Source organism: Roseibium sp. FZY0029, assembly GCF_036350355.1.
Taxonomy (GTDB): domain Bacteria; phylum Pseudomonadota; class Alphaproteobacteria; order Rhizobiales; family Stappiaceae; genus Roseibium.
In genome coordinates this window covers 1-15409 of the sequence record NZ_JAZDVZ010000018.1, presented here as the reverse complement: position 1 = coordinate 15409, position 15409 = coordinate 1, and the positions used below count along the sequence as shown (strand labels likewise).

The following is a 15409-nucleotide window of genomic DNA, read 5'->3' as shown; positions in this document are numbered from 1 at the left end:
TCCATCCTCACATTATGAATCTTTTCTGCATGAGTTCTTGATCAATCGGAGTACGGGCAATGATATTTGCGATTTTTGCACTCGCGGTCCCGTCCCCATATGGATTGGGTGCTTCGGCGACTTTCTTGCGATATTCTTCATCACATACGGATTTTGTAATGGCCTGCTGGATTTCCGCATGATCATAGCTTGTGAAAATCACGTTACCGGCATGTTCACGTCCACGTTGACGTTTACCGATGTTCACGACCGGAAGACCCAGGCTCGGAGCTTCCAGAATGCCTGCGGAAGAATTTCCAATTAGGGCATTCGCATGGCGTAGCATATTTACGAATACTAGCCGTTCAAGATAGGTGAAAAGCTTAGCGCGTGAGTAACGTTTGGTAAATGCATTGAGTTCCGCGACAATAGCGAGGTTTCCTGGATCCGAATTCGGCATCATAATTGCGACCTGAATGCCAATTTCTTCCAAAATCTTCGTGATAACTGCTATGTGGTTGGCGGCTAATGTGAAATCCGTGATGGTGGGATGATAAAGGAGCACTACAAAAGGAGCGCCATTCCATTCGACGCCCAACATGGATTCGAGTTCTCTTCTGTTTAGCTTGGGGGTTGAATAGAGCCGGTCGAGACCTGAAGCTCCGACAACGTTGATGCGCCACTTTTCTTCACCAAGCGCTTCCAGTCGTTTCCCGCTGAGTTCGGTCGTCGCCATGTGCAGGTTGGCGATCTTACTCACGGCATGCCGGATGGGATTGTCGACGTTTCCATCATCGGCATGGTCTCCGCCCCCAAGATGAACAACTGGAATGTGATGGTATACGCCGGCCAAGGCGCCTGTCATGGCTTCTTCTCGATCTCCCATGACAACCAGAAAGTCAGGTTTCTCGCGGGCAAATAGGTCACACATACCGTTGAGCTGCAGCGCAGCCCCCTTCACTCGCCCAGTCAAGCCATCTGAGGCCAAAAGAGAATCGATGCGCGCAACGATGTCGAAGCCGTCGCTTTCGATCTGGCGTACTGAGTTGCCATGTATTTGCCCCAGATGCGCCCCGGTCACGATGACACCTGCACTCAGTTCCTCGCGGGCGTTTACCGCTGAGATCACTGGAGCGAGTATGTCATACTCAGATCGAATGCCTGTGAGAAAGTGTACGATTTTTTTCTTCATTTTTTAGTAGATGTCCGAATCCATCATCGAAAGTCGCCAGCCTCTAGGGTCGGAAAATTCTTTTCCAATTGGGAGAAGTTGCCGCCCCCCGAAATAAGTGACCGGAGCGTCCGCACAAAAGCCAAGCCGCTCGAAAGTGCGCCGGTGAGGGTCGTGTGGAAGACACCACGCGTTTACCTTTTTAACGGATTGGGCGGTGAGAATGCTTAAAACTCCTTGCAGCAGAGATTTGCCACAGTCTGGATCCCTAGCATGAAAATCGACGATATCAACTTCCGTTTCAAAGTATTTTTTATATATCAGATAGGCAGACAGCGATTGCTCATCACCTTGAATATACCTGAAATATTTATTTTTAGGGTTCTGGTCGAGCCGCCAACGCATCAGGTTGAGCGACCTCGAAGGGTGAATCGCAGTGCTGCATTCTGCGTCCTGCCAAATCGCTGCAAACCGGTTATCCGTTTCGTCAACAGACTCAAGTGAACTTTCATGCGCTTTGTGCCTTCGTGTTCCGTCTAATAGACAACTCATTACCGGAACGTCACATACATCGAACCAAGCAAGTCTTTGAAGCCGTGGAAGATGTGCTTGAGCATTTGGGAAACCCCAGACGGCGACAACGCCCTCGCTCTTGAGCTCCTCATAGAGAGCTCCTCCAACCTTTTCCAGGAGGCGTTGCCCGCGGTAGTCGGCATGGGTCATCGTTGTCGTTGAAAGCGCCGCCGGTATTGTTTGACCGTCTACGACTATAGGAGCCGGTGTGACCGCATAATGTGCAGCCAAGCGTTCGCCATCCCATGCGAGCGCGATGTGCGGTCCACCGTTGGGATTGTTCTGAAACCGCCATCTCCAGAATTCTGGAGACATCGATCTCCCGAATACCTCATTAAACAATCCTAGAATTGCCGCCTCGTCACCAGGCTTCCACAAGCGTATGTCCATCAGTTTTCCTATCGTTCTGTTCCGGGCGAAAGGATGCCTGGATTAGACATTTCACGTAAAACTCCCAGGGCTAAGCCGGGAGCCTGCTTTGACAAACGACCTCGGTGGAACCTCAGTGTTGGGCGTAATGATTACACCTGCCCCGATGAAGGCTTTCTTCCCAAGCTTTACACCTCCGCACAAGAGCGCCCCCGGACCGACAAAGGCGCCGTCCGCAAGCTCACAGTCGTGGTCGATACTGGCAGAAGTGTTGACAATTACCGCTTCACCAATCCTGGCGGCTGCTTGGATTACCGCCCCCGCCATGATTGCACTTCCTGCGCCGATTGCTGCTGAATTTGCAACTATTGCACTAGGGTGAATCAGGGATGGTGAGTCAAACCCCAGCTCGATCAGTCTTTTGTACTCTCGCCATCTAATGTCGTTGTTTCCAATAGCTATGAATACTGAATGGAAGCCCCGCGCCTCGATTTCGTCCTCTGCAATGACCTTGCAAGACAGAATGTCCGATCCAGGAAGCATGCCTGGATCGACGAGGCCGGATATTGACCACCCAAGCAGTCGGGCCATGTCGATGACAACCTTGGCATTGCCCCCTGCCCCATAAATAACGAGCTCTTTCATTATTCTAAATCATCTAGTGACAGCAAGGTATACGCACCAACTGGACGCTTTATTTTTCTTCCTATTATAGATGTTTCCAAGGATGGCGAAATTCCTGTCCCAGGACGAAGCAAAATAAGATCGTTTTCAGAGATAACCTGCCCAGGGTACAAAGCATTTCTAGTTGCTATGCTTCGCCTAGCGAGCTCCCGCGATGACTGCTCGCATTCCTGCGGTTCCTTGGCCGTCCCTCCCATAGCCTGTTCGACGGCTCTAATATCGCGAACCATGCATGCGAATTCATGAGGTTCGATCGAGGCGCGATGATCTGGACCTGGCAAACCCTTATCCAAAGTGATGTGTTTCTCGATAATGGTTGCTCCCAAGGCGACTGCTGCAATAGAGACGGCGTTCCCTTCAGTATGGTCAGAATAGCCGATCTGCAGGCCTGTCGCCGTCCCCATCGTCGATATTGCTCTCAAATGAACCTGATCGAGAGGTGCTGGATAGCAACTCGTGCAATGTAGCAGAGCAATGCATTCAGCTCCGGCGTCTTGAAGAATTTGTGCGCCATGGAGCACTTCCCGCAAATCACACATTCCAGTCGAAAGGATGACCGGCTTCCTGGTCTTACCAATGTGACGAAGGAAACTATCGGATACACAGTCCGGGGAGGGTACTTTTATAGCCGGCACGTCTAGTTTGGAAAGAAGATCGACGCTCTCAGTGTCAAACGGGGATGAGAGAAAGATAATTCCAACTTCTTTACAGTATTGCAACAGGCGTTTGTGTGCGGCCTCATTTAGTTCCATCGGCCTGAGAAGGTCATTCTGGTTGCTGATACCTGTATTGTCTTTTTGGTATTTTGCAGAGGACGCCGTTTTCGTCACGAGTTTATCTGCCAAGAATGTTTGGAATTTTACCGCGTCTGCGCCAGCGATCTTTGCGGCGTCAATCAGCTTTTTGGCCATTGTCTCGTCGCCGTTGTGGTTGACGCCGATTTCTGCAATGACGAAACAGGGTTGACTTGGGCCGACTTTCCGGCCGCCAATCTCGAACAGGTTCATAGGCTTCTTTCGCTGAAATAGGGGGTGAATGGTGCCGTGACAAAAGGTGTGCGGGGAAGGTCACTCAGTGGGCGAATGGCCTGCCCTCCTGCATCGATGACATCCGAAATAATCCCGCCTAGCCGGTCAAAGTAGTCGCTGTCTAGTAGATAGGGATGCTGAGTACGAAAAGCGTCGGCGCCAGATCGAGAAGAAAGTCCGTTTTCCAAGGCATCGTCCAGAGCTTCCGTGATTTCATTTTCTCGGATGCATAAGGGCACACCCAAGATATCTGAATAGGGCACTGGGTAGTCTTGGCCCTCAAAGCCGACGACGATAACGGGGCGTTCGTGGATAGCTGCTTCAATTGCGGTGACGCTATAGAACACTAGAACTGTGGAGGATGCGAGAAGCAGAGTTTTGAAGTCTGCGTCGGCAACAATTTCACAAACCTGGTTTGCATCTTCTTCTGCAAGAATGCGTTTGTACATTTCGACCCGGCTCTGCCCTTCTTCGGGATGGGGCTTTATCAGAATGCGGACGTTGTGAGCGGATGCTAAACAGGCACGGGAAATTCTTCTGATGCCATCAGCAGCGAGCTCATCGGGAAGCGGTTGCATTGCAACGAAAACGATGTCCTGATCGAATTCAGTCAAGCCAAGAGCTTTTCTAGCCTCCACCGTCTCGGTGTCAGCTTCGTAATTGTCTGGACGAATGAACCTTGGCGAGCCGATAGCCTTGATCCGGTCCCGCCGGATTCCGAAGTATCGATCGTATTCTTCAGCAAAATAGTCGCTGAATACGACGGCGAGGTCCGTTGGAAGCGTACCATAGCGGCAGTATGATGCGTTCAGACAGTGCGGTTCGATCGCAATAGTTGGAATATTGGCCTTTCTAGCGGCAATCGTTTGTTGAATGTTGATTGATGTTCTCGCGGAACAAAAGAGGGCCGCCGAGTACTCATATTTCTTGATTGCACCACAGCCTGCATGTATTCGGCCCAAAGCCGTGAGCATGGTATTTGCCAGGTGTGTTTCGACTTCGATCAGAACACTGGAAATAACGGCCTCGTCGTGTCTAAATTCGCTGACAAGATGAGCAAGTATAAAAGATATGTAGCATTTAAGCAGCCCATTAAATGCACGGACGGCAGACGGTCCAGGTGCCACATGGGGCATTGAAACAATACCGGGCATTCTACTAGAGACATTCAAGTTCTTTTCGCATGCGTCGCGAAGCGCGTTAGTAAGGTAATCGAATCTGCGTATGCCCCAAAATACGTCGATGTCATACTGATCGGTAAGGCCGCAGGCCAGTTTTGCTATGTCCCCAATATATGCTCTGTCTTGAGTTGCAAACAGAACAATGCGTGGTTTGCCTGCATAGGGAGTTAACAATGTTCGCCTTGTTACGTAGGCCTTGTCGAGATATTTTTTTACCTCAAGTGTCTGGCTTGCGTTTGCAGTATTATTGCTGTCTATGGTAATTGTTGTTTCATTAAATAGATCCATATAAGCTATTGATGATTTTAATTTTTGAGAGTACTTTTCTCTTACTTTCCTGTTTGTCGACCAGCAACACCCATTGACTCGATCGTCATTGATGATGTCTTTGCAAGTACAGATCAGCCGAAATAGCCTGAAATCCTGATTGAAGGAGATGATGACGTCATCGAATTTCGAGTCTCTGACTGCCGCGACGATCGCGTTGGAGCGAATAGCGGAGAAGAATAGCTTGTCCGCGATTTCCAGTTCCAAAAGAGGCGCTAGCGCTTTGTGTTCCGTTTCAGGGGGCAAAAATTCTTCCCACAAGTCGGTCGCAGCCTCCACGAAAGCACGTGCACAACGAGCGGTCTTCTGATGAATGTCGAAATATCGGTATTCGAACCGATCGGCTCTGCTCCTCGCATGTTCGATCGTGATCTCAGTGTTTGGCAAAAGAGTGCGAAGTTCTGCCAGATCTATTTTCCCATAAAGATCTAGGAATTGTATGATCGTTACTTTGTCAGCGCCATGTGCCAGATGCTTTAGATTCGACGCTGGCAAAGGCTCTGATAGAACGATGAGCCGATGTCTGCATTGTTTGGGAAAAAGTGCATTGAAAGAAAGTTCATTCAGGTGATCTGGTTCGTTAACATTGAGCGGTCGTGGGCAGAGCGCGCAATAGGCTCTCAGAAGCCCGCCTCGACCTATCGTTTTGGTTTTTTGAACTCTGTCGAAAATGGATTTCGCCAGCTCGGTTTTTCCTTGTTCGACCAACGTTCCGATGACCATGATTCCGGTGTCGGGATTGCGGTCGACGGATGACAGAAGTTTGGGAAGAGCGTTAGCGAAGCTTTTTTCTGTTTTTTCTGTTGTTTCGAGGGCCAAGTAGTCTAAAAATTCGCGTGCGCCAGGATTAGCCAGAAGCATGTTCAAGGCCCAGAAATGCTGGCCCTCTTCTCCAATCATGCTGGTTACCTTTGTTTTTAGCCAGTTTCTTCGAGCTGGGGTGCGCCTGACGAGTGGTGACCTCTGAAAATAGCGGATTGCAGCATGGGGACCAAGTGTAACAAGGATCAACGAGAGCATGAATTTTGCCTGCTCCCTTTCGAACTTGGTGCTCCAATCATAAATACTTCTTGCAAGAGACGTTTTGAAAAGACTCTTAATAGTCATTTCTAATACCCAGTATAGTTAATCTTCTTTTCCATTAATGTTCGAACAATAATCCAGTCGACTTCAGTATCAATATCAATACTTCTCTCCTCAGGCATAGAGTAGAGTAATGTTCTCGAAGACAGTGCAGAAGGACCGGAGAAAAAGGCCTCCCTTGTCCAAGCGTATACAGAGCCATTAATATCAAAGCACTTCGGAGAGTCTTGCCGGCGGACAATAGGGGTTTCCAGTCTTTTGGAGAGGTAGGCAAATCCATCTTTATTTAACTCAACGAGGTTGAAATAAGGAGACTTGCGGCTGGGGGTCACACTGATCACATTGTCGCAGTCTCCATTAAGCAACAAATCAATAGCGTTGTTGATATCGGAGGGATCCCGCAGGGGAGAAGTAGCGTCGAGGTCGACCATCATGTCGAACGAAATACCGAGCGCAGTTTCAGCTGTTTGGATACAGTGCTTGATGGCTGGAGACTTGGCTGCCGTATCATTCGCCATTTCGTCAGGACGCAGAACCGAAACGTCAACGCCCCAGTCGCTTGCGCATTTCAGGATGGCTTCGTCATCGGAACTGACGACGATCGCATCAAAACAGTTCGCAGCCCGAGCTTGGTCCAACGTATAGACCAACAGCGGCTTTCCTAGTAGAGGACGCAGGTTTTTTCCTGGAACTCCTTTGGATCCTCCACGTGCGCAAATGCTGCAAATGATTTTTCCGGTTGTCATTGCTACCGCTCAATTGTTGTATTTACGAAGGGAAAGTCTAGATAATGTGGCAGCACGCTTCTGCCATCTTCTTTTGCGTTACGGCCGAAACGTAAGTTCCATCCTTAACCTTTCTAGGGTCCTTGCGGACCAGCGTATTCATAGCTTCTGCTTCTTTTTGAAGGTTTGAAATTTCACTGTAGAAGTACTTCTACGGGTGAGACCGGCGTATTCCTGTCAAGACGAGGCTCCTGCAGAATTTGAAACGTCTGACCGCGGAACATGTCCTATCGGTAGCAGGCTTGCGAAGTGCGGCATCAACGAGTGTTCGTAATTTCATGAACAAAATGGCGTCTGCGCTGGTTAGTTATGGTGAGCACTACTTTTAACGAACTTCAATCCAAGGTAAGCGCTACTCGGAATATTGACCAGCCGGCTCGATATACTCTGTGAAATGGACAGAGGGCTCGATGGGCAGTTGCGGTACATCGGCAATTCGTTCATCAACATCCAACAGGGTCGAGTGCCAAAGCCTTGCTCATTAGTTACTTCCAAGAAAGGATCGCGCGCCGAAGGATCATCCAGGATCACAGCGTTCAGCCAATAATTGCTCTGGGAGTGTTCAGGTTCTACGACGAAGCGGAGGCCTTCAATGTCTTTGAAAGCCGCTTCATAGGCTAACGCGAGGTGGCGTTTTGCAGCAATGACTTCTGATACTTGCTCGAGCTGTGCGCAGCCCAAAGCGGCGTTGATGTTCGGTAGCCTGTAGTTGAAACCTAATCGATCGTGATAAAAGCGCCATTTGTGAGGCTTTTTTGCGGTCGTTGCGATATGCTTGGCCTTATTCGCTAGATCGATGTCATTTGTCAGCAAGGCGCCACCTCCACCTGTCGTGATGGTCTTGTTGCCGTTAAAGCTGGTCGCACCAACCAGCCCTAAACCGCCGAGCAGATTCCCGTTGAGCCGGCTACCGATCGATTCTGCCGCGTCTTCAACGACGGGAATTGACCATTTGGCCGCAACTTCTAATAGGCGACTCATGCGGACTGGATGGCCAAATGTGTGCATCGGCACAATTGCTGCAATTCGGCGTCCTGTGCGACGGTTAAATGTCTCATTTTCTCTAAACTCGGCCACCTCGTCCAACCAGCTATCCAGAGCGTCCGGGTCAAGACCGAGCGTCGCCAACTCGCTGTCGACAAAATGTGGTATAGCCCTGCAGTAAGTGATTGCGTTGGCGGAAGCGACGAAGGTCAACGCTGGCACGATGACCTCGTCGTTCTCGGCGACACCAGCCATGAGAAGTGCGATATGAAGAGCGGCGGTGCCGTTGACCATGCAGATGGCTTTTTTCACACCGAAGGCCTCGGCCACCTTCTCTTCGAATAGATCAACATAAGAACCTACCGACGAGACCCAGCCGGTGTTCAGACATTCTTTCACATATACCCATTCATTCCCAGAGAACCTTGGCTCATGCAAAGGAACGAAATCATCCGTGCCCCGGGGCCGGCCAGTTACTTCGTTCAGAAGCCGCAGTATCTTCTGGTCATCGAGTTTGGACATTTTGGATCCTATATCGTGTAGCGGCCACTCTTGTAGAGCGTGAGATTGTTGGGGTCTTGGAACCAATCAATTGTTTCCGCCAAACCACGCTCGAAACCGCTGAGGCCACCGAATGCAGGCTGCCAGTTCGTCAGCCGTTGTGCTTTTTCTGTACCAGCCCATAAACGGTCAACTTCACTTAGTACCGGTCGCATGCGTTCGTTTTCGGAAACAAACGAGACGTCCTTGTTCATGAGCCGAGCAATGGCCTTGGCCGTCTGCTCGATTGAAATTTCAAAACCTGAGCCAAAATTCACAACTTCACCAACTACGCCGTCCGCCTCGGCCATAGTCAGGAACGCATTGGCCGTGTCTTTCACGAAGCTGAAGTCGCGAGTAGGGCTCATTTTGCCGAGCTTCACTTCCCGAGCTCCTGATGCGATCTGGGTAATGATTGTGGGAATTACTGCTCTGGTAGACTGTCTGGGCCCATACGTGTTGAAGGGCCGAATGATTGTCACGGGCGTACCGAATGAGCGATGGAACGACAGTGCGATCTGATCTGCACCGATCTTGGAGGCGGAGTATGGAGACTGGCCAACGACGGGGTGTTCTTCTGTGATTGGAACAAACTGAGCAGTGCCATAGACTTCGCTGGTAGAGGTGCAGACAATGCGCTCTACACACAAATCGGCCCCAGCCTTTAGAATGTGCAGCGTTCCCTTTACGTTGGTATCAATGTAAGTGTCCGGCGAATGATATGAGTAGGGAATTGCTATAAGTGCAGCAAGGTGCAGGACAATGTCTACGCCTTTCATAGCTTCGCGAACTCCGTTTGGGTCCCGGATATCCCCAGCAAATACTTCGAACGATCCCTTTAGGTCTTCTGGAACGCGGTCGAGCCAGCCCCAGGAATCGAAGCTGTTATAGAAAACGAAGGCCCGGACGTCGGCGCCTTCTCTCACCAAGGCTTCAACAACATGCGAACCAATGAAGCCATCAGCTCCGGTGACTAGAAATTTCTTTTTTTTCAAGGGCATTTTTCGTGCAACTCCAAGTTAGATCAATTGGCGTCAGGGGAAAAGAATCCACCGTCCCGAATAGATTGATAAGATCTGAAGAGCTTGGCGTGCTCTTCTATCGAAAGGAGCCGGTCGTCATTTTCATTGTTCAGGAAGGCTTCGACTTGCTTATACAGACCAGGTTTGAATTGCTTGTCCAAGCTGTCATCAATGTCAGCCTGGGTAAGAGAGAACGAAGTGTGTTCTTGAATGAACAGTTGTTCCATCGGTTGGAGAACGTATCGCCTCTCCCGTGTCATAATTTCAACCCCCCATCGCCCAGGCGCTAACCAGTTAGCGTGATATGAGATCAAGGCATTGTTCACTGTCTTTCCGTGCCCGGTAAAAACTGCTCCTTCGGAATGCCAGGAAAGCTGGCCGAGCCGTTTGCCTAACAATTCCGATGGTGTGCCACCGAGAAAGAAGGCGAGATCAATGACGTGCGTGGAGTTCCCAAAGAACCAGCTCTCAAACTCAGCGGCGGGTTTGCTAAGTACTTCAATCCTACGGCTGGCTTCTGTGAAGTCGAACTTCACGGAAAGAGGGCCTCCGTCAGCAATAATGCCTGCTCGGGCTGCGGCAGTGGATGCGTAAAATCGTCGATTGTACGCCACATACATTTCAGCATGGGTTTGAGCGCATTCATCACTCAGGTGGCAAACCTCGTCAAGGGTTAGGCCTGCTGGTTTTTCGACGAGCAACCGATTGCACCCAGCAGACAGGAGTTGGCGGCTCACCTGGTAAAGATTTTGTGCGCTGACTGCGACAATTGCTGTGTGTGGGACTGTCTGATACTTCTGGAGTAAGGTATCAAGTTCACCGGTGAAAACAGGTACACCACAGGCAGCTTCGAACGCGCGCGCGGACACTTCTCCACGACCGAGCACTACAATCGACAAGTTCTGGGCTAGAAGAACCTTGGCGTACGCCTGGGCCATAAGACCTGCACCGACAAGAAGAATAGGAGATTGGGTCATGAGATCGGGCAACTAACGCTTTCGTTGTCAGAGATGCGGAGATGCTGCTTTAGAGTGTTGATAAGAAAAATATGCTGGTCGGCTGATTGCGCGTAGGTTGGGAGCAATGATCGCCCCTTAAGCAAGTCAACATAAAGATGACTCATCTCGCTTACGTTGTAGGCTTCAAACGGTTCGATTTTCTGACCTTGCGCTTCAGACGTATGCACAATCATCCGCTTGGCCTCATCAATGCTCCACTTTTCATCTCCACAGGAGACCTTAATGACAAGAGGCTCAAACGACCCAGGTTGGCACTCAATCGTAAGTTTTCCTCCGTTGGTCAACGTCCCTAGGAGTTTACCGGAGACCTCTATGCAGTCCTTCCGCTTTGCCGAGAAAAACCCTTCGTCGAGTTGGTGACCGGAAAGGGCCGTAATCCGGGCAGAAAAAAGATACTCAGCCAGATCCATAAAATGGACTGCATTGGAGCATAGACCCCAGCCGCGCCCTGTGACTTCCATCTGAAATCCATGGCGATTTTGCAAAGCTTGTCTGAGTGTATTATAGCCTGGAAAGCCGCGTCTGCCGCAATTCACATGGGTGGTGATTTTGTGTTCGCCCAAAAGTTTTCCGACGTCTTTTAGATCTTTAACAGAGGTCAGCAGAACCTTCTCTAGAAGCAAGGTATTGGGAGCGGCGTGTCTTATGAGGTCGGTTACTACAAGTTTGCGGACATCTGCAGCGGTTGCGATAATTGCAAGGTCCAAAGGCCCGGAAAGCGCTGGATTCATGCCTGCAAGCGTGTCTGTGAATGTGACGTGTGCGGGCGAGTTGATAGGCAATACTTCCTGTGCAGCGTCGCGGGCTTGTGGGTTCGGCTCGACGATTACAATATTTGCGTCCTGTTCGGATAGGGCCAAAGCCTGCAGGTGCCTGCGGCCTATGTTTCCGCATCCGATAAGAGCTATGTTGTGCATTTACTATAACCTTTCACAGATTTCTTTCAAAAGAGCGTTCTCTTTTGACCAATTATGACGGCTAGGTAACTGAGAAAGTTCTGATGTTTCATAATAATAATGGCTTTTTAGTCGAGTATTTATTGAAAGGTCGTAACCGTATAATTGACTCGTTTGTATGGCATGTAGAGTGTTCTCTGAAGCCCAGGCAGCGGCGATCAAACCTGCGCTTGGAGCCGCGTCAAGTTGGGTGAATAAGTTAACGTAGACCTCCGAAGGAATAGTCTGGATCGGGACACCCAGTAGAAAGAGGTTCTCAAGACACTGCACCCCATCAGAAAATCGGGTATCGACACCGTGGCCAAGTACCACAACCAGTCGCAGGCCAGGCAATGGGCTAATTGGAACGTATTTTGCTGTATGGTGGCGGAACCAAACATCCGTCTTCTTGCCTCGATCCTGAAATGAAGATTCTCCGAAGAGAAAATTATTGTAGCGGACGACAACCTCATGTGTATCGATTTCGGCCCCTTTCCCTGTACCAACAAGCGAAGGGCCGTTGGCCACGAGTGCAAAGTCTCCGGAACTGGCAGAAACAATTTGCTGAAATGCCTCCGCGCTGGCGTCTAGATGACAGCCGATACGGGCTGCGGAATCCGAATGAACAGGCCAGTGCCTGCCGTTTTTTCGAAGGGCAAGCAAGAGCCGCAAATGACCTGTTTGTTTGGCTGTATAAGAATCGAGGGAGTATGCCCTATCGGCAATGGAGACAGCTTCATCGCAAAGTCCAGCCTGTTCCAGCGCCGCGGCAAAACGGAGCATTCTACGGGCACCAGCAAAGGGAGAATCTGCGATTTCCTTGGCAAGGTTGCAAGCGAAATCGGTCGGCCCTCGGCGTTCCCAAATAAGCTCGGCTAGCGCGCACATTATTCTGAAACGTTCGTAATCATTCTCATGTTGAGAAACAAACCGACTGAGGTATTGAAGGGTATCCTCATACCCAATGAGTCCAAACCTGGCGTAAACAGCAGCCTGGAGTGCTATGTGCGGGTTGTTGGGAAACCGGGCTTGGGCGGCTTGATGACGTTGGGCAGAGGCTTCATACCGCTGTTTTTTGAAAAGCTTCCGAGCCGCAATATATTCGTCCCTTCCTGGCTTTCCAAAAGTTTGCCAGAATGGCCTTCTGGGAAGCCAGTCATAAGAAAATGGTCCGGACTTCGACGTGAAGAACTTCACTGGCACTATGCCATTTCTTCTGTAAGAACTTCTTTTGAAACTCGCTCCAAGTCGTTCGGGTTGCCAATATCGCGCCAATACTCGCGCAAAGGAAAAATGTTTGTGCTTTCCGGGTGGTTTTTTTGGAGTGTTTCGAAGAATGTGGTCATGTCAAAATATCCACGATCCGGAATACTTTTTAACGCGATTGGGTCAAACATGTAAATCCCCGCGTTGACCAGATGCTTCAAGACTGGTTTTTCATGAAGATCTATCAGCCGACCATCTTCCTGAACCACCACGCCATAAGGTACCTGAAATTCGAATTCTTTCACGCACATCGTTGCAACGGCGTTCGTGTCGCGATGGTAGTGAGATAGGTTGCGTAAATCTGCTTTGGTAATGATGTCGCCGTTGATAACTGCGAAGGGTCGGTCTAGCTGCGCACTCATCATCCGTAATGCACCCGCCGTGCCCATGCGGTCTTCTTCACGAATGTACTTGATTTGTACATCGAATTTTGAGCCGTCACCGAAATAATCGATAATCTTATCGCCCAAATAGCGGATCGAGATGATAAATTCCTGGAAGCCTTGAGAACTCAGGCTCTCAATTGTTCTTTGCAAGATCGGTTTTCCGGCCACTTCTAGCAGTGGCTTTGGGGTTGTCTCAGTATGGGGGCGCATCCGTTCACCCAATCCGCCTGCCATAACGACAACCGGAACCGCGGGAATCGCAGAAGTGACTGTATCCTCAACTAAGAAGACCCCCACTACACAATCTTCCTCATCGACTACTGGAATGCGCAGCACACTTGGATCTGCCTGTAGAATTTCTTCGATGCGTGGCATGCCTTCGTTCCGGTGGCAAATTAGGGGGGAACGGTTCAAAATCGCACCAACAGGCGCGTTGAGGGAAACTCGTCGAAGAATTGCGCGCCGAATGTCGCCATCTGTTAAAATGCCGATGAGTTTCTGGTTCTCATCAATAGCAATTGCGATATGGAGCGCTCCTTCATCAATCCGACTCATTGCCTCTAATATAGTATTATCTGGGGTAATGAAGATCTTTGTAGCGGAAGAGTATTTGAATTGATGCATTTAAGTCGACCTTAGCTGTCGTTTACTATTTAAGGATATTTTTTAAAGATAACTATACCCGCATAATCTTTCAATTTTACGACGTATCCTAAGACTAAACTTTAAGCTATGGATGAAATACTTCAACCTATGCCGTCAATATATCGCTACGATTCGTAGTGCCGCCGGTGTGTACAACAGAAACCTACAGGTTGCAAGCCAGATCGCTGCAAGTAACTTACGGTTATAATTCTTGCCATATGACCACCCGCAAAGACGCTTATTTCTTAAGCGGTTTCGTGGCTTATCAACTCCACCAGAGTGGCCTAGTTTGATTGTCAGTGTATGACTGGCCTGCGGCCCATCTGGACAATGGTCTCGGGAGCTGGAGGGCGATACCCAATGCGTTGTGTGGTCGCTTGGTGTGCTACAACTCGACGACGGAACACTTACTGGACCGGTGATGAGTGCGAGCTTCTTTAACCTTGGCATCTCTGGGCGGGGCAACGGGTTCATATCCATGAGGTAATCGAGAAGGCCGGAGTGGTGGTATTCGGTTGCAGTCTTTCCGGTCAAGCTTCGGATCGATTGGTGGAAGCTCCGGCCGGGAAGTTCGACCGGACCACTAGCACGAACTGGCATGTATCGGCAGTGCCGCATGTCAATTTCACGGCACTTCGCACCCTAGGACCTGTCCCCATAAAGGGGTTTCGTTGATGTGTGAGATTTGATTCAACCTCCTGATAAGGAGGCTGCTTTTGCACAAGACTGGCTAGTGCCTTGACGCCACCAGGGCCAGTTGCGGTGATAAGCCAAATTCGGCCAAATGAGCACGCAAGGCATTGATCAGCGCGGTACGTTGTCGAACCAGCAGATCCCGTGTCTTGTGCAGCATCAATACGCACTGCTGCTCGCGGCTCTTGACAGCGACGAACCTCATAGTCGGCCTCGTTACCGCTTTGCAGATCGCTTCGGCATCGGCTGCATCTGTCTTCCCCCGTTTTACATAAGGTTTGGCATACGCAGGTGGCATCAACCGAACGCCATGGCCGAGCGCAATGAACTCCCGACCCCAGTGGTGCGCTGAGGCACAGGCCTCCATTCTGATGAGGCATGGTGGCAGCGCGGAAAAGAAGGGGAGGACTTCGCTTCGGCGCAACTTACGTTTGGAGACAACTTTTCCATCGACGCCGATGGCGTGAACCCGAAACACGCGCTTGGCGAGATCGAGACCGAAAACTCTAATATCCTGATGCATGGGAATGCTCCTTAGACCTGGCTTCACGGCCAAATCATCGCACACTGCGCCAGTGCGGGGGCCGTCCACAGCATCATGTCAGCATCGATCACGGAAACATCGTCATGCTTCGGATTGTCGGACGCGGAACAGTGCAGCCAGGTGGTGTGCACAGCCCGGGCGGGTTTTGCAAAATGGAACATCTCAGGCTCCCTTGGTTTGGGCATGAAAAAACCC

13 protein-coding genes and 1 pseudogene are annotated in these 15409 nt (G+C 50.1%); all 14 read right to left on the bottom strand.

All coding sequences use genetic code 11. The annotated features are described in order from the left end of the window. Positions 1-7 precede the first annotated feature (7 nt). Positions 8-1171, bottom strand: a complete 1164-nt coding sequence (neuC, locus tag V1T76_RS28755; protein WP_330564099.1) for a UDP-N-acetylglucosamine 2-epimerase — start codon at positions 1169-1171, stop codon at positions 8-10. A gap of 3 nt (positions 1172-1174) precedes the next feature. After that, positions 1175-2113 (bottom strand): GNAT family N-acetyltransferase, encoded by a 939-nt coding sequence (locus V1T76_RS28750; protein ID WP_330564098.1) that lies wholly within the window; start codon positions 2111-2113, stop codon positions 1175-1177. 51 nt (positions 2114-2164) lie between these two features. Continuing rightward, positions 2165-2737 carry a NeuD/PglB/VioB family sugar acetyltransferase gene (locus V1T76_RS28745; protein ID WP_330564097.1) on the bottom strand — a complete coding sequence of 191 codons (573 nt, stop codon included), beginning with the start codon at positions 2735-2737 and terminating at the stop codon, positions 2165-2167. Continuing rightward, the gene (gene neuB / locus V1T76_RS28740; RefSeq protein ID WP_330564096.1) at positions 2737-3783 is read right to left on the bottom strand and encodes an N-acetylneuraminate synthase; all 1047 of its coding nucleotides are present in this window, start codon (positions 3781-3783) and stop codon (positions 2737-2739) included. The genes V1T76_RS28745 and neuB overlap by 1 nt, the downstream gene beginning before the upstream one ends. Next, the gene (locus V1T76_RS28735; protein ID WP_330564095.1) at positions 3780-6419 is read right to left on the bottom strand and encodes a CDP-glycerol glycerophosphotransferase family protein; all 2640 of its coding nucleotides are present in this window, start codon (positions 6417-6419) and stop codon (positions 3780-3782) included. Before V1T76_RS28735 ends, neuB begins: the two co-directional genes overlap by 4 nt. 2 nt (positions 6420-6421) lie before the next feature. Continuing rightward, positions 6422-7141 carry an acylneuraminate cytidylyltransferase family protein gene (locus tag V1T76_RS28730; RefSeq protein WP_330564094.1) on the bottom strand — a complete coding sequence of 240 codons (720 nt, stop codon included), beginning with the start codon at positions 7139-7141 and terminating at the stop codon, positions 6422-6424. A gap of 342 nt (positions 7142-7483) precedes the next feature. Beyond that, entirely contained in the window at positions 7484-8686 is a 1203-nt protein-coding gene (locus tag V1T76_RS28725) for a LegC family aminotransferase (RefSeq protein ID WP_330564093.1), read from the bottom strand. Between the two features lie 8 nt (positions 8687-8694). Further along, positions 8695-9705, bottom strand: coding sequence for an NAD-dependent 4,6-dehydratase LegB (locus tag V1T76_RS28720; RefSeq protein WP_330564092.1), 1011 nt, complete (start codon positions 9703-9705; stop codon positions 8695-8697). Positions 9706-9728: 23 nt separating this feature from the next. Continuing rightward, positions 9729-10715, bottom strand: a complete 987-nt coding sequence (locus V1T76_RS28715) for a Gfo/Idh/MocA family protein (protein WP_330564091.1) — start codon at positions 10713-10715, stop codon at positions 9729-9731. Beyond that, positions 10700-11662 carry a Gfo/Idh/MocA family oxidoreductase gene (locus V1T76_RS28710; RefSeq protein ID WP_330564090.1) on the bottom strand — a complete coding sequence of 321 codons (963 nt, stop codon included), beginning with the start codon at positions 11660-11662 and terminating at the stop codon, positions 10700-10702. Before V1T76_RS28710 ends, V1T76_RS28715 begins: the two co-directional genes overlap by 16 nt. Before the next feature lie 3 nt (positions 11663-11665). After that, positions 11666-12883, bottom strand: a complete 1218-nt coding sequence (locus V1T76_RS28705) for a hypothetical protein (RefSeq protein ID WP_330564089.1) — start codon at positions 12881-12883, stop codon at positions 11666-11668. Continuing rightward, positions 12883-13956: a nucleotidyltransferase family protein gene (locus V1T76_RS28700; protein ID WP_330564088.1), complete on the bottom strand. Its 1074-nt coding sequence runs from the start codon at positions 13954-13956 to the stop codon at positions 12883-12885. The genes V1T76_RS28705 and V1T76_RS28700 overlap by 1 nt, the downstream gene beginning before the upstream one ends. A gap of 787 nt (positions 13957-14743) precedes the next feature. After that, positions 14744-15193: pseudogene (locus V1T76_RS28695) on the bottom strand (IS110 family transposase); the annotation flags it as partial. Positions 15194-15216: 23 nt separating this feature from the next. Beyond that, a partial coding sequence (locus tag V1T76_RS28690) for a hypothetical protein (protein ID WP_330564087.1) occupies positions 15217-15409 on the bottom strand: 193 nt, incomplete at its 5' end.

Bases quoted from the DNA above. Each gene is read 5' to 3' on its own strand.
- neuC (WP_330564099.1), bottom strand. From the start codon at position 1,171: ATGAAGAAAAAAATCGTACACTTTCTCACAGGCATTCGATCTGAGTAT.
- V1T76_RS28750 (WP_330564098.1), bottom strand. From the start codon at position 2,113: ATGGACATACGCTTGTGGAAGCCTGGTGACGAGGCGGCAATTCTAGGA.
- V1T76_RS28745 (WP_330564097.1), bottom strand. From the start codon at position 2,737: ATGAAAGAGCTCGTTATTTATGGGGCAGGGGGCAATGCCAAGGTTGTC.
- neuB (WP_330564096.1), bottom strand. From the start codon at position 3,783: ATGAACCTGTTCGAGATTGGCGGCCGGAAAGTCGGCCCAAGTCAACCC.
- V1T76_RS28735 (WP_330564095.1), bottom strand. From the start codon at position 6,419: ATGACTATTAAGAGTCTTTTCAAAACGTCTCTTGCAAGAAGTATTTAT.
- V1T76_RS28730 (WP_330564094.1), bottom strand. From the start codon at position 7,141: ATGACAACCGGAAAAATCATTTGCAGCATTTGCGCACGTGGAGGATCC.
- V1T76_RS28725 (WP_330564093.1), bottom strand. From the start codon at position 8,686: ATGTCCAAACTCGATGACCAGAAGATACTGCGGCTTCTGAACGAAGTA.
- V1T76_RS28720 (WP_330564092.1), bottom strand. From the start codon at position 9,705: ATGCCCTTGAAAAAAAAGAAATTTCTAGTCACCGGAGCTGATGGCTTC.
- V1T76_RS28710 (WP_330564090.1), bottom strand. From the start codon at position 11,662: ATGCACAACATAGCTCTTATCGGATGCGGAAACATAGGCCGCAGGCAC.
- V1T76_RS28700 (WP_330564088.1), bottom strand. From the start codon at position 13,956: ATGCATCAATTCAAATACTCTTCCGCTACAAAGATCTTCATTACCCCA.